Source organism: Aminobacter sp. GW821-FHT11F06, from assembly GCF_058808215.1.
Genome location: NZ_JBXARL010000008.1, coordinates 1 through 23,108, shown reverse-complemented (window position 1 = coordinate 23,108; position 23,108 = coordinate 1). Strand labels below are relative to the sequence as shown.

The following is a 23,108-nucleotide window of genomic DNA, read 5'->3' as shown; positions in this document are numbered from 1 at the left end:
TCATGCGCGGCGCGCCATCCATTCTCACGCCATGATCACCACTGTTTCCAGACGCCAGATGCTGGCCCAGACACTGGGCATCGGCCTCGCCTCGTTGCTCAAGGTGCCGGCGGCGCGCAGTGCAAGCTGGCCGGAGATCGACGCGACCTTCCTGTTTTCGGCCGACATCCATGCCTGCCGCATGGCCAGCGGCCTCAGTCCGCATTGCCAGACGGAAGGCAAGACCGACGAGAACCTGCGCCGGCATATTGCAGCACTCAATGAAGTCGGCGAGTTCGAGTGGCCACGCGAGATCGGCGGAGCGCCAAGCCGATTGGCGGGTGCCGGCCAAAGGATCGGACGTTCGCTTGGTTTGGTGATCGGTGGCGACATGACCGACGACGGCGGCGGCCAGGTGACAGAGCCTCATGAGGGCACGCAGCTTCTGCAATTCAGCCAGCGCTACCAGGAAGGCAACGGCCCCGACCGGGTGCATGTGCCTGTCTATGTCGGGCTTGGTAATCACGACCTCGACCAGGACGGCCCGCCACCGCAAGTCGACTGGTACCGGCGCGAGATGCGCGACTATGTCGAGATCAACCACCGACCAAGCGTGTTCTTCAAGCCGCCGGTGCCAGCCACCAACTACGACGCGGCGTCCGACTGCTATTCATGGGATTGGGGCGGACTGCATCTCGTCCAGACCCACAGGTTCGCCGGCGACACCGCCAAGGGCGCGATCAGCGGCCTCGACTGGCTGAAACATGACCTGAAAACATTCGCCGGCGACGGGCGGCCGGTAATCCTGTTCCAGCATTATGGTTGGGACCCGTTCTCAACCGAAAAATGGGACCCGAATGCCCACCAGTTCGACGACACCGGCAGCGGCAAGCCGCACTGGTGGAGCGATGACGACCGGCGCGCGCTGCTTGCCGCGATCGAAGGCTACAATGTCGTCGGCGTATTCCACGGGCACCAGCATGACACCGCGATGACCTACAAGCGCGACGGGCTCGACCTGTTCAAGCCCAAGGCGGCCTTCATGGGTGGCTTCGCCGTGGTCCGGGTGACCGATGCCTTCATCGACGTCGTTTTGGCGGAAGCCGGCCCACAAGGCAGCGTCACCTTCACCAACGCCTTCTCCAAGGCGCTGGACGGCACACGCTGAAGTGGCCCTTCCGCCTGGCCCCAAGACGGTCTATGTCAGTTGTGTTCGGAGGGCTTTGCATGACCATCAGACTGATCCTCGCCGGCTGCGGCAACATGGGCTACGCCATGCTCACGGGTTGGCTCAATTCAGGCAAGCTCGCGCCTGAAGAGACCTTCGTGGTCGAGCCCAACGCGGAGCTTCGTGCCCGCGCCGCTGAGCTCGGTAGCCGGGTCGCTTCGGAAGTTGGCGGCATACCGGTCGATGCCGACCCCGAGATCATCGTCATTGCGGTCAAGCCGCAGGTCATTCGCGAGGTCACATCAGACTATCGCCGCTTCGGCAATGGTCGCACGACCTTCGTCAGCGTGGCTGCGGGCACCCCGGTCGCCACCTTCGCCGAGATTCTCGGCAGCCACACACCGATCGCGCGCTGCATGCCCAACACACCCGCGGCCATAGGCAAAGGCATGATGGTTGTCTATTCCAACGAGCACGTCACCGAAAAGACCAAGGAGATCGTCGGCGACCTCTTGTCGGCCAGCGGCGAGGTCGCGACCATCGCTGACGAGGGCCTGATGGATGCGGTGACGGCGGTTTCCGGTTCGGGACCGGCCTACATCTTCCATTTCATCGAGTGCCTGACCGCAGCGGCGGAGAATGCGGGGCTTCCGTCGAAGACGGCATCGCTTCTGGCGATGCAGACAGTCTATGGCGCCGCCAGCCTCGCCGCCGAAAGCCGTGAAGACCCGGCCGTATTGCGCCGCCAGGTGACAAGCCCCAATGGCACGACGGCGGCAGCGCTCAGCGTTTTGATGGGCGAAGACCGGCTGAAGAACCTGCTCACGGAAGCCGTCGAGGCAGCGCGGGTTCGTTCGATCGAACTCGGGAAATAAACTATTTCGCGTCAGCTTCGGCTTGCAGCGCCTTGATGTGGGGCGCTGCGGCCTCGTTGACCGCGCGCTCCATGTCGCGGAACTGGCGCACGACCTCTTCGCCAACTGAGGTGAGCTCGGCGCCGCCGCCATGCTTGCCGCCGGTCTTGGCGGCAACCAACGGCTTGCCGAACATATCCTTCATCTCTTCGACCAGGTCCCAGGCGCGCTTGTAGGACATCTCCATGGCGCGCGCCGCAGCCGAGATCGAGCCGGTGACGGCGATCTGTTCGAGAAGTTCGACCTTGCCCGGCCCCAGACGGCCCTTCGGGTCGAGATACAAGCGCAAGGTCAGAGATGGCATCGGCTACTCCAGTCAGTCGCTGGTTAGCACAAGCGGCGCCCCTGGAGAAAGATTGGCGCGATCGAATGCGACAGTCTTGATGACGGCAAAGACGTCGCGGCCGACGGCAAGCTGAAGTGTTTCCAGCGACTGGCGGGTGATGCGCGAGACGAGCATGTCGCCGTGGCAGTCGAGCCGGAGATCGATCTGGGCACCGTTGACCTTGCCGATCTCGGCGATGCGTCCCGGCAGGACGTTGAGCGCGCTCAGCCCCTGCGGCCGTTCGGTGGCGATCATGACATCACGCGCCCTGATGCGGACACGAACCTTGGAGCCCACCGGCAAGGCAATGTTGGGCACCCGCATTTCGCCGGCGGCAGCACCCAGGACCGTCATCCCGAACATCTCGTCATGGCGCAGGACTGTCATGTCGAGCACGGCACCGCCCTCGCCCACCTCTTCGGGCGGCAACAGGTCGAGGCGCTGCATGATCTCGATTGTCGGCCCGGATGCGGCAACCTTGCCTTCGGCCATGACCACGATGTCGGTGGCGAGCCGCGCGACCTCCGATATGGAGTGGCTGACATAGACGATCGGGATCCTGGTCTCGTCGCGCAGGCGCTCGAGATAAGGCATGATCTCGGACTTACGGGCATCGTCGAGCGAAGCCAGCGGCTCATCCATCAACAGCAATCTCGGGCTGGCCAGAAGCGCGCGGCCAATGGCAACGCGCTGCTTTTCACCACCCGAAAGAAGCGCCGGTCGCCGCGCCAGCAAATGACCAATGCCGAGCATGTCGACGACGCGATCGAACTCGGCATAACGCTCCGTCCGTGGCGTGAACCAGCGGCCGTAGAGCAGGTTCGAACGCACGTTGAGATGCGGAAACAGCCGCGCGTCCTGGAAGACGAAACCGACCCGGCGCCTGTGGGCGGGCACGAACTTGCGAGCCGCCGTGTCGACCAGCGTCCTCTCGCCGATGGCGATGCGACCGGTATCGGGCCGGATCAGGCCCGCGATGATGTTGATGAGCGAGGTTTTTCCCGAACCGGACGGTCCGAACAATGCGGTCAGGTGGCCGGCACTTTCGAAGCTGGCCTCCAGGTTCAGCGCACCAAGCCTGTGGCGGATATCGACGAGTAGCGTCATCCGACATCCATGCGTTGGCCGATGCGGCGGGCGAAGATCTCGGAGACGATCAGTGCGATCATCGAAATGGCGATCGAGATCAGCGTCAGGCGCATCGCACCGGCGTCGCCGCCGGGCACCTGGGTGAAGGTGTAGATCGCCGACGGCAGCGTCTGGGTTTCGCCGGGGATGTTGGAGACGAAGGTGATGGTGGCGCCGAACTCGCCCATCGCCTTGGCGAAAGACAGGATCATGCCGGCAACGACGCCGGGCAGGATCAAAGGTAGCGTCACCGTGAGAAACACCCAAAGCGGGCTTGCCCCGAGTGTGCCCGCCGCCGACTCAAGGCGCCGGTCGACTGCCTCGATGGACAGGCGGATGGCCCGCACCATCAGCGGAAAGCCCATGACCGCGCAGGCAAGGGCGGCACCGGTCCAGCGGAATGAAAAGACGATGCCGAAATGCTCGTCGAGGAACGAGCCGATGGGCCCGCGCCGGCCGAAGCTTAGAAGCAGCAGATAGCCGGTGACGACGGGGGGAAGCACAAGCGGCAAGTGGACAACGCCGTTGAGCAGCGATTTGCCCCAGAATTTGCCACGCGCGAGCAACAAGGCAATGGCTATACCGAAAGGCAGGCTGGCGGCCATCGCCCACAGCCCGACCTTGATCGACAGGTGGACCGCATTCCATTCGTCAGGAGTGAGGTCCAGCCATGTCATGCGTCAGTCTGAATGCCTTTAGTTGGAAGCGACGGGCGCAAGCATAGTGAAACCTTGCGCCTCGAACAGCTCCTTAGCCTTGGCGGACTGAAGATATTTCACGTACGCAGCCGCGTCCGCGTTCTTCGAGTCCGCCGTCAGGCCTACCGGATAGACGATGGGAGGATGCGAGTCTTCCGGGAAAATGCCAACAATCTTCACGCCAGGCTCGGCGGTCGCGTCGGTCTGGTAGACGATGCCGAGCGGGGCTTCGCCGGTCGTGACCAGCTTGAGCGCTGCGCGCACGTTTTCAGCCTGGGCGATCTTGCCTTCGACCGACGACCAGACGCCGAGCTTTTCCAGTGCCGCCTTGCCGTACTTGCCGGCGGGAACGGCCTTGACATCGCCCATGGCGAGGCGACCGTCGCCGAGAAGTGCGGCGAGGTCGAAATTCGCAGCGATCTCGGCCTTGGCGGCGGAATCCTTCGGCGCGACGAGCACGATGCGGTTGCCAAGCAGCTTCACTTCCGAGCCGTCCTTGATGAGCTTCTTGTCGGAGAGATACTTCATCCAGTCGAGGTCGGCGGAGATGAACACGTCGGCCGGGGCGCCCTCTTCGATCTGCTTGGCGAGTGCCGAGCTTGCGGCATAAGAGGCGGTGGCCGACTTGCCGCCTTCAGCCTTCCAGGCGGCATCGACGGCGTCGAGCGCGTTCTTGAGGCTGGCAGCAGCGAACACGACAACGTTGTCATCGGCGCGCGCTGCCGGCAGGCCGAGCGACAGCACCGCTGCAAGGCCACCCACCATCGCGGCAAGCCGCACCCCAAATCCCCTGCGCGTGAACATCGTCATTCCTCCGTGATTGCCCTGCCGCAGCCAAGCCGCGGATTCGTTATATTCATACGGATATAACACATGACAGGCAACCACCCATCCGGGTGGTTTTCAGCAAAACAGTTGCGATGTTTTGACGGCCAATCGAACCGGATTCTAGCATGGCATACGGGGGGAGACTGGCCCGACGCTTCGTGCCATATGTGGCCCTCCTAACCCAAGGGGAGCCTTGAGAGGCGTATCTCGCAGACCCTGCTCCCACCATCCTTATCGACAAGAGTTTTCCAGACATGGCCGGCATATCGACGTTTGAAATCATCTGGCTCGCCGTAGCCCTTCTGGGCGCCGGCGCCATCACCGGCCTGCTGGCCGGCGTCTTCGGTGTCGGCGGGGGCACCGTCATCGTGCCGGTTCTGTATGAACTGTTCCAGGCGGTCGGCGTGCCGGAGGAAGTCCGCATGCCGCTGTGCGTCGGCACCTCGCTCGCCATCATCATCCCGACCTCGATACGCTCATTCAAGGCCCACCATGCCAAAGGCGCAGTCGATATGGCCATCCTGAAGCAATGGGCGGTGCCTGTGATCGTCGGCGTCATCATGGGCAGCGTGATCGCGCGCTACGCACCCGCCGACCTGTTCAAGGCCGTGTTCGTCGTTGTTGCCGGTTTCTCGGCGATCCGGCTTTTGTTCGGCAAGGATTCGTGGCGGCTCGGGCTCGACATGCCGGGCAAGCTGATCATGAACATCTATGGCTGGATCATCGGCGTGCTGTCGAGCCTGATGGGCATCGGTGGCGGCCAGTTGTCCAACCTGTTCATGACCTTCTATGGCCGGCCGATCCACCAGGCGGTTGCGACCTCCTCCGGCCTCGGCGTGCTGATCTCCATCCCCGGAGCGCTCGGCTACATCTATGCCGGCTGGCCCCGCGCGGCCGAGTACCCCGACGTCGCCGCCCTGCAGTTTCCGCTGTCGCTGGGCTATGTCTCGCTCGTCGGCCTGATCCTGTTCGTTCCAACCAGCGTGTTGACGGCGCCGTTGGGTGCGCGGCTCGCGCATGCGCTGTCCAAGCGCAAACTCGAAGTCGCCTTCGGCATCTTCCTGCTTTTGATCAGCCTGCGCTTCTTGATCAGCCTAGTCGGCTAAATGAAAAACGCCCGGCGATGCCGGGCGTTTTGATAATCGGCTGACGGAAAAGCTTGGCTCACGCTCTTTCGAGCGCGATCGCGATGCCTTGCCCGACACCGATGCACATGGTGGCAAGCGCCAGCTTGCCACCGCGCAAGCCGAGCTCCAGCGCCGCGGTACCAGCGATGCGGGCGCCTGACATGCCAAGCGGATGGCCCAGTGCGATGGCCCCGCCATTCGGGTTCACGTGCTCCGCATCCTCGGCAATGCCAAGGTCACGGAGCACGGCAATGCCTTGGGAGGCGAATGCTTCATTGAGTTCGATGACGTCGAAATCGGAAGGTGAAATGCCCAGCCGGGCGCACAGCTTCTTGGTTGCCGGTGCCGGGCCGATGCCCATGATGCGCGGCGCAACACCGGCAGCAGCACCGCCGAGCACACGCGCAATCGGCGTCAGGCCGTATTTCTTCACCGCCGCTTCCGAGGCGACGATCAACACTGCGGCACCGTCATTAACGCCCGAGGCGTTGCCGGCAGTCACCGTGCCGCCTTGCCTGAACGGCGTCGGCAGCTTGGCCAGCGTTTCGATGGTGGTGCCGGCGCGCGGATGCTCATCCTTGGCAACGACGATAGGATCGCCCTTGCGCTGCGGGATGGTCACCGGCGTAATCTCCTTGCCGAGACGACCGTTTTCCTGGGCGGCGACGGCCTTGTTTTGGCTGCGCACAGCAAAGGCGTCCTGATCGGCTCGGGAGACAGCAAAGTCTTCCGCCACGTTCTCGCCGGTCTCGGGCATCGAATCGACGCCGTACTGCTTCTTCATCACAGGATTGACGAAGCGCCAGCCGATGGTGGTGTCGTGGATTTCGGCATGGCGCGAGAATGCCGCGTCCGCCTTGGGCATGACGAAGGGTGCGCGGCTCATGCTTTCGACACCGCCAGCGATCATCAGTTCGGCTTCGCCTGATTTGATGGCGCGGGCAGCCGCAATCAAAGCGTCCATGCCCGAACCGCAGAGCCGATTGATGGTCGTGCCCGACACGTCCTGAGGCAGGCCAGCCAGAAGCAGCGACATGCGCGCAACGTTGCGGTTGTCCTCGCCGGCCTGGTTGGCGCAGCCGAAGATGACGTCGTCTACAGCCGCCCAATCGACGGCGGCATTGCGCTCCATGAGCGCCTTGAGCGGCACCGCCCCCAGATCGTCGGCGCGAACCGACGACAAGGAACCGCCAAAGCGGCCGATCGGCGTGCGGATATAGTCGCAGATATAGGCCTCAGCCATCCTTCGATCCTCTCTTTGCGCCAACGGCCTCGCCCTTGTGGGCCGCATCAGTGCGTGCCTTGAGGTCACGCAGCGTCTTCAGCTCCAGCTCGGTGGGTGCTGGGGTTTCCTCCAGCGTGTCGGCAAATTTGACGGTCCAGCCGCAGGTCTCTTGCACCTTGTCGCGGGTGACACCGGGATGCAGCGAAACCACGGTGAACTCCTTGGTCACGGGGTCGGGCTTCCAGATCGCCAGATCGGTGATCAAAAGCGTCGGGCCCTTGGTGTCGATGCCGAGACGCTGACGGTGGTCACCGCCCTCGCCGTGGCCGAAGGAGGTGTAGAAGTCGATCTTTTCGACCATGCCGCGCTTGGTCTGCGCCATGGTGATGTAGATTTCCTTCGACGACGTCGCGATCTCCGGCGCGCCACCGCCGCCCGGCAGGCGGGTCTTGGGGTGGGCGTAGTCGCCAATGACCGTCGTGTTGATGTTGCCGAACTTGTCGAGCTGGGCGGCACCGAGGAAGCCGATCGAAATGCGTCCGCCCTGCAGCCAGTAGCGGAACATCTCCGGCACCGAGACGGTGGTGACGGCAGTGTCGCACAACTCGCCATCGCCGATCGACAGCGGCAGCACGTCGGGTGCGGTGCCGATGGTGCCCGATTCATAGATCAGCGTGATGTCGGGCGCATGCGTCAGACGCGCGACATTGCAGGCGGCCGAAGGCGCGCCGATGCCGACGAAGCAGACGTCGTCGCCCTTCAAGGCGCGCGAGGCGGCAATGGACATCATCTCATTGGGGGTGAAGCCGAGTTCGCTCATGCCACGTTCCTCAGGTGTTCGACGCGGGCCGCAAAATCGTCGGCGCTCTTTTCGATGACATTTTCCTGCATCCATTCGCGGAAGCGGTCGCGGTCGGCAGCGATCTCGTCCCATTCGAGATAAGAAGCATTGTCGCGGATGTAATAGCCATGCGCGTAGGACGGGTGCGCGCCGCCCGGCACGACGGAAATCGCGGTGACCGACCAGTTGGGCAGCACTGTCAGGTTGGGGTGCAGGTCGTCGAAATTGTCGACCACCTCCTCGACCGTGACCACCGCGCGCTTGGCGGCAAGGGCTGCTTCCTTCTGGATCCCGATGATGCCTTCGACGAGCACGTCGCCCTTCTTGTTGGCCTTCTGGGCATGGATGAAGGTGACGTCGGGACGAACCGACGGGACGGCGGCCAGCACCTCGCCGGTAAATGGGCAGGTCACCGACTTGATGTTCGGGTTGACCTTGGCGAGTTCAGCGCCGCGATAGCCGCGGAAGATCGCGCAAGGCAGGCCGGCGGCTCCCGCCTCATAGGCGTTGGCCATGGCGGCGTGGCTGTGCTCCTCAATCTCCAGCGCATGCGGAAAACCGTTCTCGACCGCGTCGCGCAGACGGCGCAGCAGGCCGACGCCCGGATTGCCAGCGTAGGAGAACACCGCCTTCTTGGCCATGCCCATGCCGATCATCTGGTCGTAGATCAAGTCGGGCGTCATGCGGACCAGCGTCAGGTCCTTGAAGCCCTGGCGAATCGCCTCATGCGCGGCGGCGGTGGGAATGAGGTGCGTGAACCCTTCGAAGGCGACTGTATCGCCATTGTTGAGATTGTCGGCGACCGCCTGCGACAGGGGGAGAAATTTGGCCATTTCGTTTCGTCCCGGTTTGTCTAAGTCCGCTCAAAAGTTCGTATTGCGAACATTTGTTTTCTATGCGATACATTTTTGAGCTAAGATGCGGCGAGAGTCAATGAGATGACTCTGCGGCGACGCTATTTCCCGAGGAATGCCGCATGAGCGATGACGACACCGGCCGCGATCACGTCACCTCGCTGGAGCGCGGTCTATCGGTAATGGAAATCCTGGCTGCCAATCCTGCCGGACTGACGCTGACCGAAACCGCCGAAAAGGCAGACCTCACCCGCGCCGGCGCGCGGCGCTTCCTGCTGACACTGGTGGCGACGGGCTATGCCGTCCAAGTGGGACGGAATTTCTCGCTGTCGCCCAGGCTTTTGGCGCAGGCCCGCATCTGGCTGCATGGCGTTCCGCTGTGGACCTTCGCCGAGCCCTTCATGCGTGAGACCGCCGCCAAGCTGCACGAATCCTGCTCGGCGGCGATCCTGTCGGGCGAAGACATGGTCTATGTCGCGCGTGTGCCGGGACCGCGCATCATCGGCGTCGACCTGCAGGTCGGGGCGCATCTGCCTGCCCACTGCACGGCCATGGGGCGCGTATTGCTTTCGGGTCTCGCCGAAAGCGACCTCGAAACATTTTTGGCACGCGCGACGATCACGCAGCGGACGCCGAAAACCACTGTCGACAGGACACGGCTTGCCGCCATCATCGCAAAAGTCCGGGCGGACGATTTCGCGATCGTCGACGAAGAGCTGGAAATCGGCCTGCGTTCGATCGCCGTGCCGCTGCGCGACCGCTCGAATGCGATCATCGCCGCGATCAACGTCTCGACGCAGACCTCACGTCACACGCCGGCCGACATGGAAGCCGAGATCCTGCCGATCCTCAGGCAGATGGCCTCGCGGATCAGCGACTTCTTCGTCGTGCAGTAACGCTATGCCCGCATCGAGCCGGTCTCGATGTAGCGCTGATGCCACGACAGCGCCTCGTTGAGCAGCGACGGCGACTGCAATCCATAGGAATGCTTCAACGCGCGCTCGAAATAATCGGCCAATGCCGGCCGATAGTCCGGATGAGCGCAGGTTTCGATGATGAGCCGCGCGCGTTGCTTGGGCGACAGGCCGCGCAGATCGGCCAGCCCCTGCTCGGTGACGAGCACCTGAACATCCTGGTTGATGTGGTCGACATGGCTCGCCTGCGGCACGATCGCCGAGATCTTGCCGCCCTTGGCCGTCGACGGCGTCATGAAGATCGAGACATAGGCGTTGCGGGCGAAGTCGCCCGAGCCGCCGATGCCGTTCTGGATGCGCGAGCCCATGATGTGGGTCGAGTTGACGTTGCCATAGATGTCGGCCTCGATCAGCCCGTTCATGGCGATGCAGCCGAGCCGCCGGATCAGTTCGGGGTGGTTGCTGATCTCCTGTGGCCTCAGAATCATCTTGTCGCGATAACGACCCATATCCGTGTTCAGCCGGTCGGCCGCCTCGGGGCTGAGCGAAAAGGCGGTGGCCGAGGCCATGCGCAGCTTGCCGGAATCGATCAGGTCCAGCATGCCGTCCTGGATCACTTCGGTGTAGGCGGTCATGTTTTCGAACGGGCCGTCGACAAGGCCGGTCAGCACCGCATTGGCGATGTTGCCGACACCTGACTGGATCGGCAGCAGGGAGGCCGGCAGCCGGCCCTTCGCGACCTCATGGCTGTAGAATTCCAGCAGGTGCCCGGCGATCGCATGGGCGACGCCATCGGGCTTGGAGAACGGCAGATTGCGGTCCGGCGCGTCGGTCTCGACGATGGCGACGATCTTGGCAGGGTCGCAACGGAAGACAGTCTCGCCAATGCGGTCGTCTGGTTTCACCAGCGGGATCGGCACGCGATGCGGCGGCAGTGCCGTGCCATAGTAGATGTCGTGCATGCCTTCCAAATGGCTGTTTTGCCAGCGGTTGACCTCGAGGATCACCTGGTCGGCACGGTCGAGCCAGGTCTTGTTGTTGCCGACCGACGACGAGGGGATCAGCGAGCCGTCCGGCAAGATGCCTGAAACCTCGACGACTGCGGTGTCGAGCGGGCCAAGAAAGCCCTGCCAGGCCATCGGCGCCACCTGGCTCAGATGCATGTCGAAATATTCCATCTCGCCGCGATTGATCTTTTCGCGGGCAATGGGATCGGAATTGTATGGAAGACGAAACTCAATGCCGTCGGCCTTGGCCAGCGCGCCGTCGAGTTCGGGGCCGGTCGAAGCGCCGGTCCAGACACGCAGGCGGAACGGATTGCCCTTGGCATGTTCGGCCTCGATGCGAGCGGCAAGCGCCAAAGGCACGGTCTTGGGATAGCCCGAGCCGGTGAAGCCGCTCATGCCGACAGTGGCGCCCGACTTGATCAGGGAGGACGCGTCCTCGGCGCTCATCACCTTGGACCGCAGGTTTTCGCAGCCTATCCGCGTTTGCACCATGTCTCGCCTCGCTCAACCGTTGCGCTTCGTTGCTCGCCCCCAATCGAGGCTACCTGATATGGCATCCGCCTGTCTGTGCAAGGGGTGATTGTGACGCGGCGCGGCTATGCGGCCGGAACGTCAGGCGGCCTCGGCGAGGCCGTTGCGCCTGGCGTTCAGCCGGATCACGGCCCGGATCGGCAGATGATCGGAGGCGATACGCGCAAGTGCCGTATCGTGCGCCTCGATCTCGGTGAGCAGATTGTGCGGCCTTGCCATGACGCGGTCGAGCGCCAACACCGGGAAGCGTGAGGGAAAGCTCGGCACGATCGCATGCATCGGCCCGAAGGCCGGTTCCAGGCTGCGCAGCGACGAACGTTTGCCCAACCGCCATTCGTTGAGGTCGCCGACAAGCACCGTCGGCTTGTCGCTGTGCAGCTCGGCGGCGGTCAAAAGCGTTCCAGCCTGCAGCTTGCGCGAGTGGCGCAACAGGCCGAAATGCGCCGCGATGATGCGCAAGGGGCCAGCCTCGAGTTCAAGATCGACGACGACCGCACCGCGCGGCTCGGCCCCGGGCAGAACGATTTGCCGCGCCGAAGTCACCGATCCCTTGCGAAACAGCACCACATTGCCGTGCCAGCCATGGCTCATGCGCCGGCCGGCAAGCGGAACCGGAACAAGCCCGGTCTCGCGCTCGACAGCATCGAGGTCGAGCAGGCCTGCACGCTCGCCAAAGCGCTGGTCGGCTTCCTGCAGCGCGATCACATCGGCGCCGATCTCGGAAATCACCTCCATCGTGCGCTGCGGATCGAAGCGACGATCCAGCCCGACACATTTATGGACGTTGTAGGAGGCGACGACGATTTCGCTGTGGGCACCTGCCCTATCGGGAATCTCAAAGCCTAGTGTGCTAGCCATCACTCGTCTGGAATCTCTGGGAAATTCATGTTCAGTTGCGGCATGCGTTGTTGCCAACTGTAACCTATATGGTCGAGGTGTTCGAGGTTTTCCACATGCGTCACGATGGCCTTCCACCGAAATGGTATCGCGAGGCTATGGTTCCATCCTTAACAGATTGGCCGCCCGACGCATGAAACTCATCGCAATTGCCATAGCTGTCGTTGGAACGCTGGTCCTCGCCTCCTTGCTTGCGGTCTATGCCTATGGCCGCTTTGCCAAACGCGCGCGCGGCGCACCCTCCCAGGCACTTCCGACGGCGGAAAACCAAACCCAGTTCGATTCGCTGGTTGCCCCGCTTTTAGCCAATCATCCCGACCAGAGCGGGATTGCACTGCTTTCCTCCAATCTGCATGCCTTTGCCGTCCGCGCCTATACCGCGCGCCATGCGCAGCGCAGCCTCGACCTGCAATATTACTATTGGAAAGACGATCTGACCGGCGGCCTTTTGGCGCGCGAGATCCTTGGCGCGGCCGATCGCGGCGTGCGCGTGCGCCTCATGCTCGACGACATCAATGCCAGGGGCTACGATCCGAACTACCTCGCCCTCGACAGCCACCCCAACATCGAGGTCCGGCTGTTCAACCCGAGCTGGGCGCGGGCCTTTGGCCTGCAGCGCGGGCTGGAACTTCTGCTGCGCGCGGTGCGCACGACACGGCGCATGCACAACAAGGCCTGGATCGCCGACGGCAGGCTCGCGGTCGTTGGCGGACGCAACATCGGCGATGCCTATTTCGACGCGTCGGAAGACGCCAATTTCCGCGACATGGACCTTTTGCTCGTCGGTCCCGTGGTCGACCAGACCGAAGTCATCTTCGACCGGTTCTGGAACAGCGAGGCCGTGCTGCCGATCCGTCATGTCACCGGCATGGCGAAAGGCGACCTGCCGGCACTGCGTGTCCGCCTCGAACGCACGGCGACCACTGGCCTTGCCGAGCCTTACATCCATCGTGTTACCGAGGAGAGCCGGTCATGGGCGTCGTCGGGCATGGGAAAACTGCGCTGGAGCAGCGAAGCGACGGTCGCCTCCGACCCGCCTGAGAAGGCCTATGGCGGGGGCCAGGACAGCTGGCTGATGACGGCGATCAAACCAGTATTGGCTTCGGCGCAGCGCGAACTGAAGATCGTTTCGCCCTATTTCATCCCCGGCGAGGCTGGCACGCATCAGTTGACGACGCTGGCCAAGGATGGGGTGGCCGTCACGGTGCTGACCAATTCGCTCGCCGCCACCGACGTCGCCGCCGTCCACGGCGCCTATGTCCGATACCGCAAGCCTCTGCTGAAAAGCGGCATCGACATCTACGAGTTGAAGCCCGACGACGAACGCACCGACATGTCGCTATTCGGCTCCAAGGGTGCCAGCCTGCATACCAAGGCGTTCATCGCCGACGGGCAGGCAGGCTTCGTCGGCTCGTTCAATTTCGACCCGCGCTCGACCTCGCTCAACACCGAAATGGGCGTGCTGTTTCGCCAAAAAGATCTGGCGGATGAAGTGGGAGCGGTGATTACGGCACAAATCTCGCCGCGCAGCAGCTTCAGACTTTCGCTACGTGGCGACAGACTGACCTGGACCGACCGGGCCGCCAACGGCCCCCGCGAGCTCAAGCACGAACCGCAGGCCAGCCTGCGACGCCGCCTGCTTGCCAAGGTCATCAGCTACCTGCCGATCGAATCGCAGCTATGAACTGACTGCTCCGCCAAACCCACCACCCAAACCCACCTCATCGTCACACGTCGCATGCGAAGCCGCGCGCTGCGCCAAAAGATGCAATGCAGGCGTAATGCGGCTGGCTCTTTAGATCGCTCAGTCGGTTCCAGGATTCTGCGGAACCGGCGTTAGCAGTCTGAAGGAGCCATCGCGTGCGACATGAATGGAAGCCGGAACTGGACCAGCGTGCCGCGCTGCCTGTCCAGTCATCACCGGTACGCGCTGCGAAGCACCCCTCGGTGTTCCTCCAGGCACTGGGGCTTGGCGCGCGCATCTCGCTCAAGCGCTCGGTGGTGTTTTGCCTGCGATTCGCCTGCCGTCCGATCAGCACCTTTGGCTGGATCAAATTCCTCGACGATTTTTCGTGGCAGCAATCACTTGGCCGTCCGCATGACGACCTGTTGCGCAAGGCGCTGGACGTCTTTTTCATCCAGGGAATCCCAAGCCCCACCCGTCTCAAGCTGATGACCGGGCATTTCCGAATCGCAGGCAAGATGCTGAGGCATGACGACCTCGCGGCCCTTTGGCGCGGCGAACGCCTCGATGTCGGCACCATCAGCGGGCGCAATGAAAACTACATCATGCAGATGCTGCTGGCCGACCATTGCGGCAGCCGCCATGAGGGCGTCTTCGCCCTCAAAATGTCGCGGGCGAGCGACGATTACAGCTTATGGACGGCCAGCTTCGTCTTCGTTCGTGGCGCAGACGGCACCCCCAGCCTGGCGATCGGCGGCATGCAAGGCCCCAAGGGCGCTGACGCGAAGCGCTCGGTCATCACCGCAACCCGTTGCCTTGGCGGCCTGCGGCCCAAGGATGCGATGTTGCTCGTGCTTCATGGCCTGGTTTCGGTGACCAATCCGCCGCACGTCATGGCCGTTTCCAATGAAACGCACGTCATCAACCAGCGCCGCCGCAAGCGCCGGCGCCTTATGCAGGCCGATCTCGACGAATACTGGACCGAGCGCGGCGGCATGCCCGCCGAACCGTTCGGCTTCCAGCTACCGACACCGCCTGCGCCGCAGATCGACAGCCCGAACCGACGCGAGCAGAGCAAACGTGCGTTCTGGGATATTGGAGCTGGGTTTTGCCGTGCGGTGAGCCGGAATGTGATGGCCAGCGTGCCGCGCGAAAAGGTGTAAAGCACCTTTAGCTCAAGAACGCAGCGCAAACCGTCTCGCTTTTTCTCAGTGTCCTGAAACGCTGGACACAGGAAGGCAGCGAGCGATTAACACAACGAGGACGACCCTCTAAAATATGGACTAAAAAGGAATCTCGTCGTCCAGCTCTCGACTGGCTTTCTTCTTGGAATAGTCGACTTCCGGAGCACGTGGAGGAATGAGGGCAAACCGTTCTGGGATAACCGGAATCTTACGCTGTTCGTCTTCTTCAGCTTTCGCTTCAGCGACAGTCTGATTGATGTTGTGAACGAGTTTGTTGACTACCTCTGCCGACCCCCAAAGCGCACCCGGAATCGCGAGAATTTCAAAAGTTAGTCGGGCAACGGCAAGTAAGTTGACTCGATTCTTTTCGAGGGCGGTTTCAAACTCCCCCACCTTCTTAAGCAGCGTTTCTTTTTTAGCATCTGTAAGATTCGCCTCGCTGATAGCCTGCCTCAGATGGTGGAGGTGCGTCTTTATGCGGTCCTTCGACTTCTCCGGAATACGTGTGGAATCCTGCTTACTGCGAATGCTGTGATCGATTGCCAATTGCGTCATGTAGTGGTCGAGGTCAGCAACAAGCTGACGATAATCGTCGCTGTCGAATCTGTTGACGCGAGGCACATCGATTGACTTGAAGGCATCAATTTGGAAGCGCTTGGCAGCGGCCAGGACGACGTTGGTAAAGCCGTGTCGTGCATCCTGAATTAGACGCCAATTCGCTTCTTCATCATCGTTGAGTGAGGCCGTCGCTTCCCGAAGCCGACGCTGCGCATGCTTCACAAAGATGGAAAAAGCTTGCTCGCCATTCTCAGGCAAGTCGTTCAATTCATCTTCTGTGATGAAGTCGAAGACGTTCATAGCTTACAAATAACTGCTGATCCTGAATCTGCAATGTTTCTGCCGGGTTCATGCGCTCGTGTTCACAGCATTCTTCCAGAAGATTGTCGCCGGGCTTCTGGTCGGTCGGCAAGGATCGACGACTATTCCGGGTGTTCACCATTCAATGCACGCAAGATTAAGGCCCTGAGTTCCTTCTTGGTTGCCTTCTCGAAGCCGAGCCGTGCCAAATCGGCCGTGAGGGGCAATGCCGGAATGGTCGCCTTGGGCAGGCTTGCCATACGCTCGCGAGCGGACCATTTCGTGAAGCGCGGGATTGAGCGCCATTATGCGGCCCTCCCTTCCATCTGCCGACGCGCGGCCTCCTGTGCCGGCCTAACCAGGCCCGAGCGGTGTTCGAAGCTCGGATTTGCCGCTCATGAAGGGGCGAAGCTCCTTCGGAATTACCAGCCGAGCGAAATAGCGCCCGTCGCGATTGAGCAAATTCCGGACCGCGCCCGCCATCGACTGCCACCTGATTTTGTTACGTGTTTTGTAACATCAGAATGGACAGAAGCCTTGTAGGTCAAGGGCTTCAATAATTTCAATGGGGAGAAAATGGTGCTGCCAGAGAGGATTGAACTCTCGACCTCTCCCTTACCAAGGGAGTGCTCTACCACTGAGCTACGGCAGCAACCGTGAACGGGGCGGCTTGTGCCACATGATTCCCGGCAGCGCAAGTTATCAGTTGCACCAAATCGTGTATCATTTTCCATAGGCCCGCTTGCGCCACAATACTGGCCATTTCCATTGCCAAGCCGTTATGAACGATCGACAAGCGGGGACCACCACATGTCGTCGAAACCAAAAATGCCCTCAAGCGGTGCCGACAAGCGTCAGGCGCGGCTCGCAGCCGAGTTGCGCGCCAACCTGATGAAACGCAAGGCGCAGGCGCGCTCGCGACGCACAGGCGAAGCCGATACGCGGCCGGAAGGCCTGGCCGCCGCCGAGGGAGAGACGGAAAAACCCGAGAAAGCCTGACCGGCAACGGCAGGCGCTTGGCGCCAATGACCGCAAGACCGGGTTTCTTGAACCTGAAAGCGCGATGGTCTAGACGGCGGCAAGAAAATTTCTCGCCAGAACCGGGTTTCCCCCGGAGAAACGACGGCCAATGGATCGCATCAGAATTGTCGGCGGCAACGAGCTGACCGGAATCATCCCGATCTCGGGCGCGAAGAACGCAGCCCTTCCCCTGATGATCGCCTCGCTGCTCACCGACGATACGCTGACGCTCGAAAACGTGCCGCATCTGGCCGATGTCGAGCAGCTGATCCGCATTCTCGGCAATCATGGCGTCGACTATTCCGTCTCCGGGCGCCGCGAGCGCCAGGGCGAAGGTTATTCGCGCACCATCTCGTTTACCGCCCGCAACATCGTCGACACGACAGCTCCTTACGAGCTGGTCTCCAAGATGCGCGCCAGCTTCTGGGTCATCGGCCCGCTGCTTGCCCGCATGGGCGAAGCCAAGGTGTCGCTGCCGGGCGGTTGTGCCATCGGCACGCGGCCGGTCGACCTGTTCATCGACGGCCTGCAGGCGCTTGGCGCCAAGATCGAGGTCGAAAACGGCTACATCCTGGCCTCGGCCAAGAACCGCCTCACCGGCAACCGCTACACCTTCCCCAAGATCTCTGTCGGCGCCACCCATGTTTTGATGATGGCGGCCACACTCGCGCGTGGCGAAACCGTGCTCGAAAACGCCGCCCGCGAGCCTGAAGTCGTCAATCTCGCCGAGTGCCTCAACGCCATGGGCGCCAGGATCACCGGCCAGGGCACCTCGACCATCACCATCGAGGGTGTCGATTCGCTGTCGGGCGCGCGCCACCGCGTCATCCCCGACAGAATCGAGACCGGCACCTACGCCATGGCGGTCGCGATGACCGGCGGCGACGTGCTGCTCGAAGGCGCCCGCGCCGACCTCTTGCAGAGCGCGCTCGACGTGATCTCGCAGACCGGTGCCGAGATCATCGAGACCAATTCCGGCATCCGCGTGCTGCGCAACGGCTCGGGCATTTCGCCGGTCGATGTCACCACCGAGCCGTTCCCGGGTTTCCCGACCGATCTTCAGGCGCAGTTCATGGGCCTGATGACGATGTCGAAGGGCAAGTCGAGGATCACCGAGACGATCTTCGAAAACCGCTTCATGCATGTGCAGGAGCTTGCCCGCCTCGGCGCCCACATCACGCTGTCGGGCCAGACGGCGATCGTCGAAGGTGTGTCCAAGCTCAAGGGCGCGCCTGTCATGGCGACCGACCTGCGCGCTTCGGTGTCGCTGGTCATTGCCGGCCTTGCCGCCGAAGGCGAGACGACGGTCAACCGCGTCTACCATCTCGACCGCGGCTTCGAACGGCTTGAAGAGAAGCTGTCGCGCTGCGGCGCGGTGATCGAGCGCATCAGCGGCTAAGTGCAAGGCAGTAGGGCATTAAGGCAGTACGGCAGTAGTTCTGACTGCCCTATTCCCATACTGCCCTACTCCCCTCACGCGCGGTTGCGCGCTGCATCAAGACCGCCTAACAAAGCCGGAAGCATCACCTTCCCGCACAGGCAGCCGACCAGATATGAATCAGCTCAAGCTAGTCGCCCTCGACGAAGAAGATCTGGAGATCGTCTCGGCCCATGTGCAGGACGCCGTGATCAAGGTCGGCGACCTGGCTTTCGATGCGCCCGCCAAGCGCTTTGCGCTGGCGATGAACCGCTTCGCCTGGGAAACCAAGAAGGGTTTCTTCCGCCCCAAATATGAGCGCCGGCGCTCGATTCTGCATTTCGACCGCGTGCTGTCGGTCAAGATGTTCGGCATTTCGCGCACCAAGACCGAGGAAGTGCTGGAACTTCTGGCCATCGGTTTTGCGCAAGGCGACGATCCCGCAGGCGAGATCGAATTGCTGTTTTCCGGCGATGCCGCCATCCGGCTCGAGGTCGAAGTTATCGAGGCCCGGCTGACCGACACCGGCGCGGCCTGGCAGGCCTCCTCCCGCCCCATTCACAAGACCTGAGCATTTTTCCATGGCCATCACGCTTAGCCAATCCGACGCAGACTTCGAGAAGCGCTTCGCTGCCTTCCTGACCACCAAGCGCGAGGTGTCGCCCGACGTCGATGCGACGGTGCGCGCCATCATCGACGACGTGCGCAGCCGTGGCGACGCGGCGCTGATCGACTACACACAAAAATTCGACCGCGCCGACCTCACCGCGCTCGGCATCGCCGTGACCCGCGCGGACATCGATCGGGCCTATGTCGACGCCGACCCGGAAATTGTCGAGGCGCTGCGCTTTGCCCGCGACCGCATCCGCTCGCACCATGCCCGCCAGATGCCCAAGGACGACCGTTATGTCGATCCGATCGGCGTCGAGCTTGGCTCGCGCTGGACCGCCGTCGAGGCGGTCGGGCTCTATGTTCCCGGCGGCACGGCGAGCTATCCGAGTTCGGTGCTGATGAATGCGGTTCCGGCCCAGGTCGCCGGCGTCGAGCGCATCGTCATCGTGGTGCCAGCCACCGGCGGCATCATCAACCCGCTGGTGCTGGTCGCGGCCGACCTCGCCGGTGTGTCCGAAATCTACCGCGTCGGCGGCGCGCAAGCGATTGCAGCCCTTGCCTATGGCACCGAAACCATCCGCCCCGTCGCCAAGATCGTTGGCCCCGGCAACGCCTATGTGGCGGCGGCCAAACGCCAGGTGTTCGGCACCGTCGGCATCGACATGATCGCCGGCCCCTCGGAAGTGCTGATCGTTGCAGACGCCGACAACGATCCCGATTGGCTTGCCGCCGACCTGCTGGCCCAGGCCGAACATGACGTGTCGGCGCAGTCGATCCTGATCACCAACGATGCCGCCTTCGGCAAATCCGTGGAAGAAGCGGTCGAGCGCCAGATCAAGCTCCTGCCCCGCGCCGAGACGGCCGCGGCCAGCTGGCGCGACTTTGGCGCGGTAATCCTGGTCAGCGACTTTGATGCCGCGATCCCGCTGATCGACCGAATCGCTGCCGAACATCTCGAACTTGCCACCGCCGACCCGGAGGCGCTGCTTGCGCGCATCCGCAACGCGGGTTCGATCTTCGTCGGCAAGCATACGCCCGAAGTCATCGGCGACTATGTCGGCGGTCCGAACCATGTGCTGCCCACGGCACGCTCGGCGCGCTTTTCCTCGGGCCTGACGGTGCTCGAATTCGTCAAGCGCAGCTCGATCCTGAAGCTCGGCCCCGAACAGCTCAGGGCACTGGCGCCTGCGGCGATAGCGCTGGCCAAGGCCGAAGGTCTCGACGCCCATGCGCGTTCCGTCGCCATCAGATTGAACATGTAGGCGGCGATGTCCGACAAAGGCCACGCACGCTCCCGCCTGGTCGACGTCGAACTCGACGAATCGATCGGCCGTTCGACGCCCGACGTCGAGCACGAGCGCGCTGTCGCGATCTTCGACCTGATCGAGGAAAACAGCTTCCACCCGATCAATGACGACGGCCATGGGCCCTACCGGCTCAAGCTGTCGCTTGTCGACGCCCGGCTGGTCTTCGCCATTTCGCGCGAGCATGGCGAAGCGGTGGTCACCCACATCCTGTCGCTGACGCCGTTCCGCCGCATCGTGAAGGACTACTTCATGATCTGCGAAAGTTATTACGAGGCGATCCGCTCTTCGACGCCAAGCCAGATCGAGGCGATCGACATGGGCAGGCGCGGCCTGCACAATGAGGGATCGCAAACGCTGCTCGACCGCCTCTCGGGCAAGATCGAGATCGACTTCGACACAGCCCGCCGCCTCTTCACGCTGATCTGCGTGCTTCACTGGCGCGGATGACATATGGCGGCAAACGGCACCTCACCGCGCTCTATCTTGTTCATGTGCCGAATGAATTCGGTTCGCTCGCCGATGGCCGAAGCGATTGCCCGCCACCATTTGCCGCCTTCGATCTTCGTCGCATCGGCCGGCGTGCGCGCCGGCGACCGCGACCCGTTCGTCGATGCCGTGCTTGCCGAAGAAGGCATGGGGTTCAAAGAGCATGAGCCGCGCACCATCGATGAGCTCGAAGACGACTATTTCGACCTGATCGTCACGCTGGCACCCGAGGCGCATCACGCCGCACTCGAATTCACCCGTTCGATGGCAATCGACGTCGAATACTGGCCAACACCCGATCCGACGGCCGTGACCGGCACACGCGACCAGATCATGAACGCCTATCGCGACGTGCGCGAGCGGCTGAAGGTCAGAATGGCCGAAAGATTCGCGCAAAAGGCAGCCAAAAACGACGCCGATTAAGCGTGTTCACAAAGCGCGGATTATCATATAGGTTCCGCGAAAATTCCGGCCGGATCGCCGGGAAAAGCCATCCAAACCAAAGGTACCGAATGCCGAAGGAAGAAGTCCTCGAGTTTCCGGGCGTTGTTACGGAATTGTTGCCGAATGCGATGTTCCGGGTCAAGCTCGAAAACGAACACGAAATCATCGCCCACACCGCCGGCCGCATGCGCAAGAATCGCATCCGCGTCCTCACCGGCGACAAGGTCCTCGTCGAAATGACGCCCTACGACCTGACCAAGGGCCGTATCACCTACCGCTTCAAGTAAGCCGCCACAGCCCAAGGGCGCGTCGGCCGGCCTCAGCCTACAGGATCTTGGATTGAGCGATCTGCAAAAGCTTGTGCTTGCCTCGGGTTCGCCGCGCCGCGTCGAGTTGTTGCAGCAGGCCGGCATCGAGCCGGACCGGCTGTTTCCAGCCGACGTCGACGAACGCCCGATGCGTGCCGAGCACCCGCGCTCGCTGGCAAAACGCCTGTCGGTGACCAAGGCGCAGAAGGCACACGACATCCTTTCCAAGGAAGCCGAACCGGCTTCCGGCTTCATCCTCGCCGCCGATACGGTGGTGGCCGTCGGTCGCCGCATCCTGCCCAAGGCGGAGACATCGGACGAGGCGCTGCATTGCCTGCAGCTGCTTTCGGGCCGCTCGCACCGCGTCTATACCGGCCTCGCGCTGGTGACCCCTGCCGGCAAGCTGCGCCAGCGGCTTGTCGAAACGCGCGTGCGCTTCAAGCGCCTGTCGCGCCAGGACATGGAAAACTATCTTGCCTCGGGCGAATGGCGTGGCAAGGCTGGCGGCTATGGCATCCAGGGCCTCGCCGGTACCTTCGTGGTCAAGCTCGTCGGTTCCTACACCAATGTGGTTGGCCTGCCGCTCTACGAAACGACATCGCTGCTCTCAGGCGAAGGTTACCAGATCCAGCTCAACTGGCAGGCTGGTGCCCGCATATGACCGACAAGCCCAACGACATCGTCACGCCGCTGCGAGCCAAGCACCCCTGCCCCGAATGCGGCAAGGCATCAGCACGCGACAGCTACCCGTTCTGCTCGCCACGCTGCAAGGCAGTCGACCTCAACCGCTGGCTTTCGGGCTCCTATGTCATTCCCGTCCGCGACGACGAGGAAGAGGATTCAACCAGCAGCAGCGAACCCGGCGAGCGAAGCTGAGGTCCTGTTTGAGCTTCCGCAACGGCCTGTGATTTCTTTGCAGAAAAAGACACCACAGGCGCTGGACAGGGGCAAATCTCGTGTTATAACCCACCCGCTTTCAGGGGTGCAGCGCACCACTCGAAGCGTCCGGATCAAGGCTTTTGGCGTGATCCTGGAAGTAGGCCCAGATAGCTCAGTTGGTAGAGCAGCGGATTGAAAATCCGCGTGTCCGTGGTTCGAATCCGCGTCTGGGCACCACTCCTTTTTCCCTTTCCAACGCAATCAACGGGTTAGACCCCACTCCTTTCCAAGTGGTCAGAAAGTGGGACAATTATCTGTTTCTGCTCGGCCGCATCGGGGCGCGGGCGGTCCCGGCGTGATCGAGAAAAGTTGTCGACCTGCCGGGGATGCGCTAGTTGTGGAGCCTCAACAGGTTGTCCCCAGACAGGCCGAGTCTGCTTATTGGTGTTTTAGATTTTAGGCTGCCGTGAGGC

At 62.4% G+C, this 23,108-nt stretch carries 25 protein-coding genes and 2 tRNA genes; 16 read left to right on the top strand and 11 right to left on the bottom strand.

Annotated features, from left to right (window positions below):
- Positions 1 to 31 precede the first annotated feature (31 nt).
- Positions 32 to 1,147 (top strand): metallophosphoesterase, encoded by a 1,116-nt coding sequence (locus AC1RTB_RS19260; protein ID WP_492880674.1) that lies wholly within the window; start codon positions 32 to 34, stop codon positions 1,145 to 1,147.
- Between the two features lie 59 nt (positions 1,148 to 1,206).
- Positions 1,207 to 2,022: a pyrroline-5-carboxylate reductase gene (gene proC / locus AC1RTB_RS19255; protein WP_492880673.1), complete on the top strand. Its 816-nt coding sequence runs from the start codon at positions 1,207 to 1,209 to the stop codon at positions 2,020 to 2,022.
- Position 2,023: 1 nt separating this feature from the next.
- On the opposite strand, the gene AC1RTB_RS19250 is transcribed toward proC, so the two are convergent.
- From AC1RTB_RS19250 to modA, 4 genes are read right to left on the bottom strand one after another with little or no spacing between them, the layout of a single operon-like run.
- Complete coding sequence (locus AC1RTB_RS19250) at positions 2,024 to 2,365, bottom strand: winged helix-turn-helix domain-containing protein (RefSeq protein ID WP_492880672.1); 342 nt, start codon at positions 2,363 to 2,365, stop codon at positions 2,024 to 2,026.
- A gap of 12 nt (positions 2,366 to 2,377) precedes the next feature.
- A complete protein-coding gene (gene modC / locus AC1RTB_RS19245) occupies positions 2,378 to 3,493 on the bottom strand; it encodes a molybdenum ABC transporter ATP-binding protein (protein ID WP_492880671.1) in 1,116 nt (371 codons plus the stop codon).
- A complete protein-coding gene (modB, locus tag AC1RTB_RS19240; protein WP_492880670.1) occupies positions 3,490 to 4,191 on the bottom strand; it encodes a molybdate ABC transporter permease subunit in 702 nt (233 codons plus the stop codon). Before modB ends, modC begins: the two co-directional genes overlap by 4 nt.
- 18 nt (positions 4,192 to 4,209) lie before the next feature.
- Positions 4,210 to 5,016: a molybdate ABC transporter substrate-binding protein gene (gene modA / locus AC1RTB_RS19235; protein WP_492880669.1), complete on the bottom strand. Its 807-nt coding sequence runs from the start codon at positions 5,014 to 5,016 to the stop codon at positions 4,210 to 4,212.
- A 278-nt stretch (positions 5,017 to 5,294) separates the two neighbouring features.
- On the opposite strand from modA, the gene AC1RTB_RS19230 reads away from it, so the two are divergent.
- Positions 5,295 to 6,146: a sulfite exporter TauE/SafE family protein gene (locus AC1RTB_RS19230; RefSeq protein WP_492880668.1), complete on the top strand. Its 852-nt coding sequence runs from the start codon at positions 5,295 to 5,297 to the stop codon at positions 6,144 to 6,146.
- A gap of 58 nt (positions 6,147 to 6,204) precedes the next feature.
- On the opposite strand, the gene pcaF is transcribed toward AC1RTB_RS19230, so the two are convergent.
- Genes pcaF through AC1RTB_RS19215 form a run of 3 tightly spaced genes read right to left on the bottom strand, consistent with a single transcriptional unit; the run spans position 6,205 to position 9,066 of the window.
- A complete protein-coding gene (gene pcaF, locus AC1RTB_RS19225; protein WP_492880667.1) occupies positions 6,205 to 7,410 on the bottom strand; it encodes a 3-oxoadipyl-CoA thiolase in 1,206 nt (401 codons plus the stop codon).
- Positions 7,403 to 8,212, bottom strand: coding sequence for a CoA-transferase subunit beta (locus AC1RTB_RS19220; protein WP_492880666.1), 810 nt, complete (start codon positions 8,210 to 8,212; stop codon positions 7,403 to 7,405). Before AC1RTB_RS19220 ends, pcaF begins: the two co-directional genes overlap by 8 nt.
- Positions 8,209 to 9,066 (bottom strand): CoA transferase subunit A, encoded by an 858-nt coding sequence (locus AC1RTB_RS19215; protein WP_492880665.1) that lies wholly within the window; start codon positions 9,064 to 9,066, stop codon positions 8,209 to 8,211. Before AC1RTB_RS19215 ends, AC1RTB_RS19220 begins: the two co-directional genes overlap by 4 nt.
- A gap of 143 nt (positions 9,067 to 9,209) precedes the next feature.
- On the opposite strand from AC1RTB_RS19215, the gene AC1RTB_RS19210 reads away from it, so the two are divergent.
- On the top strand, positions 9,210 to 9,983 hold the full coding sequence (locus tag AC1RTB_RS19210; RefSeq protein WP_492880664.1) for an IclR family transcriptional regulator domain-containing protein: 774 nt from the start codon (positions 9,210 to 9,212) through the stop codon (positions 9,981 to 9,983).
- 2 nt (positions 9,984 to 9,985) lie between these two features.
- Here the strand turns inward: AC1RTB_RS19210 and scpC are convergent, their stop codons facing one another.
- Positions 9,986 to 11,500, bottom strand: coding sequence for a succinyl-CoA:acetate CoA-transferase ScpC (gene scpC, locus AC1RTB_RS19205; protein WP_492880663.1), 1,515 nt, complete (start codon positions 11,498 to 11,500; stop codon positions 9,986 to 9,988).
- Between the two features lie 120 nt (positions 11,501 to 11,620).
- Entirely contained in the window at positions 11,621 to 12,397 is a 777-nt protein-coding gene (locus tag AC1RTB_RS19200) for an endonuclease/exonuclease/phosphatase family protein (RefSeq protein ID WP_492880662.1), read from the bottom strand.
- 172 nt (positions 12,398 to 12,569) lie between these two features.
- Here AC1RTB_RS19200 and AC1RTB_RS19195 point away from each other — a divergent pair, with 172 nt between their 5' ends.
- Both AC1RTB_RS19195 and AC1RTB_RS19190 read left to right on the top strand, forming a co-directional pair.
- Positions 12,570 to 14,120 (top strand): phospholipase D family protein, encoded by a 1,551-nt coding sequence (locus AC1RTB_RS19195; protein ID WP_492880661.1) that lies wholly within the window; start codon positions 12,570 to 12,572, stop codon positions 14,118 to 14,120.
- A gap of 176 nt (positions 14,121 to 14,296) precedes the next feature.
- Positions 14,297 to 15,283: a DUF535 family protein gene (locus AC1RTB_RS19190; protein ID WP_492880660.1), complete on the top strand. Its 987-nt coding sequence runs from the start codon at positions 14,297 to 14,299 to the stop codon at positions 15,281 to 15,283.
- Positions 15,284 to 15,403: 120 nt separating this feature from the next.
- On the opposite strand, the gene AC1RTB_RS19185 is transcribed toward AC1RTB_RS19190, so the two are convergent.
- Both AC1RTB_RS19185 and AC1RTB_RS19180 read right to left on the bottom strand, forming a co-directional pair.
- Positions 15,404 to 16,162 carry a hypothetical protein gene (locus AC1RTB_RS19185; RefSeq protein WP_492880659.1) on the bottom strand — a complete coding sequence of 253 codons (759 nt, stop codon included), beginning with the start codon at positions 16,160 to 16,162 and terminating at the stop codon, positions 15,404 to 15,406.
- Positions 16,163 to 16,739: 577 nt separating this feature from the next.
- Positions 16,740 to 16,814, bottom strand: a tRNA-Thr gene (locus AC1RTB_RS19180).
- A gap of 158 nt (positions 16,815 to 16,972) precedes the next feature.
- Here AC1RTB_RS19180 and AC1RTB_RS19175 point away from each other — a divergent pair.
- The 10 genes from AC1RTB_RS19175 (at position 16,973) to AC1RTB_RS19130 (ending at position 22,872) form a co-directional block, all read left to right on the top strand.
- The gene (locus tag AC1RTB_RS19175) at positions 16,973 to 17,161 is read left to right on the top strand and encodes a hypothetical protein (RefSeq protein ID WP_492880658.1); all 189 of its coding nucleotides are present in this window, start codon (positions 16,973 to 16,975) and stop codon (positions 17,159 to 17,161) included.
- Between the two features lie 130 nt (positions 17,162 to 17,291).
- On the top strand, positions 17,292 to 18,581 hold the full coding sequence (gene murA / locus AC1RTB_RS19170) for a UDP-N-acetylglucosamine 1-carboxyvinyltransferase (RefSeq protein ID WP_492880657.1): 1,290 nt from the start codon (positions 17,292 to 17,294) through the stop codon (positions 18,579 to 18,581).
- Between the two features lie 154 nt (positions 18,582 to 18,735).
- Positions 18,736 to 19,170, top strand: a complete 435-nt coding sequence (locus AC1RTB_RS19165) for a DUF2948 family protein (protein ID WP_492880656.1) — start codon at positions 18,736 to 18,738, stop codon at positions 19,168 to 19,170.
- Positions 19,171 to 19,180: 10 nt separating this feature from the next.
- Entirely contained in the window at positions 19,181 to 20,473 is a 1,293-nt protein-coding gene (gene hisD, locus AC1RTB_RS19160; protein WP_492880655.1) for a histidinol dehydrogenase, read from the top strand.
- A gap of 6 nt (positions 20,474 to 20,479) precedes the next feature.
- A complete protein-coding gene (locus AC1RTB_RS19155) occupies positions 20,480 to 20,965 on the top strand; it encodes a UPF0262 family protein (protein WP_067965312.1) in 486 nt (161 codons plus the stop codon).
- Positions 20,966 to 21,007: 42 nt separating this feature from the next.
- Positions 21,008 to 21,427 (top strand): arsenate-mycothiol transferase ArsC, encoded by a 420-nt coding sequence (locus AC1RTB_RS19150; RefSeq protein WP_492880947.1) that lies wholly within the window; start codon positions 21,008 to 21,010, stop codon positions 21,425 to 21,427.
- A gap of 89 nt (positions 21,428 to 21,516) precedes the next feature.
- Positions 21,517 to 21,735: a translation initiation factor IF-1 gene (gene infA, locus AC1RTB_RS19145; protein ID WP_006200926.1), complete on the top strand. Its 219-nt coding sequence runs from the start codon at positions 21,517 to 21,519 to the stop codon at positions 21,733 to 21,735.
- A gap of 52 nt (positions 21,736 to 21,787) precedes the next feature.
- A complete protein-coding gene (locus tag AC1RTB_RS19140; RefSeq protein WP_492880654.1) occupies positions 21,788 to 22,417 on the top strand; it encodes a Maf-like protein in 630 nt (209 codons plus the stop codon).
- A complete protein-coding gene (gene yacG, locus AC1RTB_RS19135; protein ID WP_492880653.1) occupies positions 22,414 to 22,632 on the top strand; it encodes a DNA gyrase inhibitor YacG in 219 nt (72 codons plus the stop codon). Before AC1RTB_RS19140 ends, yacG begins: the two co-directional genes overlap by 4 nt.
- A gap of 164 nt (positions 22,633 to 22,796) precedes the next feature.
- Positions 22,797 to 22,872, top strand: a tRNA-Phe gene (locus AC1RTB_RS19130).
- Positions 22,873 to 23,108 lie beyond the last annotated feature (236 nt).

Bases quoted from the DNA above. Each gene is read 5' to 3' on its own strand.
- AC1RTB_RS19260 (WP_492880674.1), top strand. From the start codon at position 32: ATGATCACCACTGTTTCCAGACGCCAGATGCTGGCCCAGACACTGGGC.
- proC (WP_492880673.1), top strand. From the start codon at position 1,207: ATGACCATCAGACTGATCCTCGCCGGCTGCGGCAACATGGGCTACGCC.
- AC1RTB_RS19250 (WP_492880672.1), bottom strand. From the start codon at position 2,365: ATGCCATCTCTGACCTTGCGCTTGTATCTCGACCCGAAGGGCCGTCTG.
- modC (WP_492880671.1), bottom strand. From the start codon at position 3,493: ATGACGCTACTCGTCGATATCCGCCACAGGCTTGGTGCGCTGAACCTG.
- modB (WP_492880670.1), bottom strand. From the start codon at position 4,191: ATGACATGGCTGGACCTCACTCCTGACGAATGGAATGCGGTCCACCTG.
- modA (WP_492880669.1), bottom strand. From the start codon at position 5,016: ATGTTCACGCGCAGGGGATTTGGGGTGCGGCTTGCCGCGATGGTGGGT.
- AC1RTB_RS19230 (WP_492880668.1), top strand. From the start codon at position 5,295: ATGGCCGGCATATCGACGTTTGAAATCATCTGGCTCGCCGTAGCCCTT.
- pcaF (WP_492880667.1), bottom strand. From the start codon at position 7,410: ATGGCTGAGGCCTATATCTGCGACTATATCCGCACGCCGATCGGCCGC.
- AC1RTB_RS19220 (WP_492880666.1), bottom strand. From the start codon at position 8,212: ATGAGCGAACTCGGCTTCACCCCCAATGAGATGATGTCCATTGCCGCC.
- AC1RTB_RS19215 (WP_492880665.1), bottom strand. From the start codon at position 9,066: ATGGCCAAATTTCTCCCCCTGTCGCAGGCGGTCGCCGACAATCTCAAC.
- AC1RTB_RS19210 (WP_492880664.1), top strand. From the start codon at position 9,210: ATGAGCGATGACGACACCGGCCGCGATCACGTCACCTCGCTGGAGCGC.
- scpC (WP_492880663.1), bottom strand. From the start codon at position 11,500: ATGGTGCAAACGCGGATAGGCTGCGAAAACCTGCGGTCCAAGGTGATG.
- AC1RTB_RS19200 (WP_492880662.1), bottom strand. From the start codon at position 12,397: ATGGCTAGCACACTAGGCTTTGAGATTCCCGATAGGGCAGGTGCCCAC.
- AC1RTB_RS19195 (WP_492880661.1), top strand. From the start codon at position 12,570: ATGAAACTCATCGCAATTGCCATAGCTGTCGTTGGAACGCTGGTCCTC.
- AC1RTB_RS19185 (WP_492880659.1), bottom strand. From the start codon at position 16,162: ATGAACGTCTTCGACTTCATCACAGAAGATGAATTGAACGACTTGCCT.
- AC1RTB_RS19175 (WP_492880658.1), top strand. From the start codon at position 16,973: ATGTCGTCGAAACCAAAAATGCCCTCAAGCGGTGCCGACAAGCGTCAG.
- murA (WP_492880657.1), top strand. From the start codon at position 17,292: ATGGATCGCATCAGAATTGTCGGCGGCAACGAGCTGACCGGAATCATC.
- AC1RTB_RS19165 (WP_492880656.1), top strand. From the start codon at position 18,736: ATGAATCAGCTCAAGCTAGTCGCCCTCGACGAAGAAGATCTGGAGATC.
- hisD (WP_492880655.1), top strand. From the start codon at position 19,181: ATGGCCATCACGCTTAGCCAATCCGACGCAGACTTCGAGAAGCGCTTC.
- AC1RTB_RS19155 (WP_067965312.1), top strand. From the start codon at position 20,480: ATGTCCGACAAAGGCCACGCACGCTCCCGCCTGGTCGACGTCGAACTC.
- AC1RTB_RS19150 (WP_492880947.1), top strand. From the start codon at position 21,008: ATGTGCCGAATGAATTCGGTTCGCTCGCCGATGGCCGAAGCGATTGCC.
- infA (WP_006200926.1), top strand. From the start codon at position 21,517: ATGCCGAAGGAAGAAGTCCTCGAGTTTCCGGGCGTTGTTACGGAATTG.
- yacG (WP_492880653.1), top strand. From the start codon at position 22,414: ATGACCGACAAGCCCAACGACATCGTCACGCCGCTGCGAGCCAAGCAC.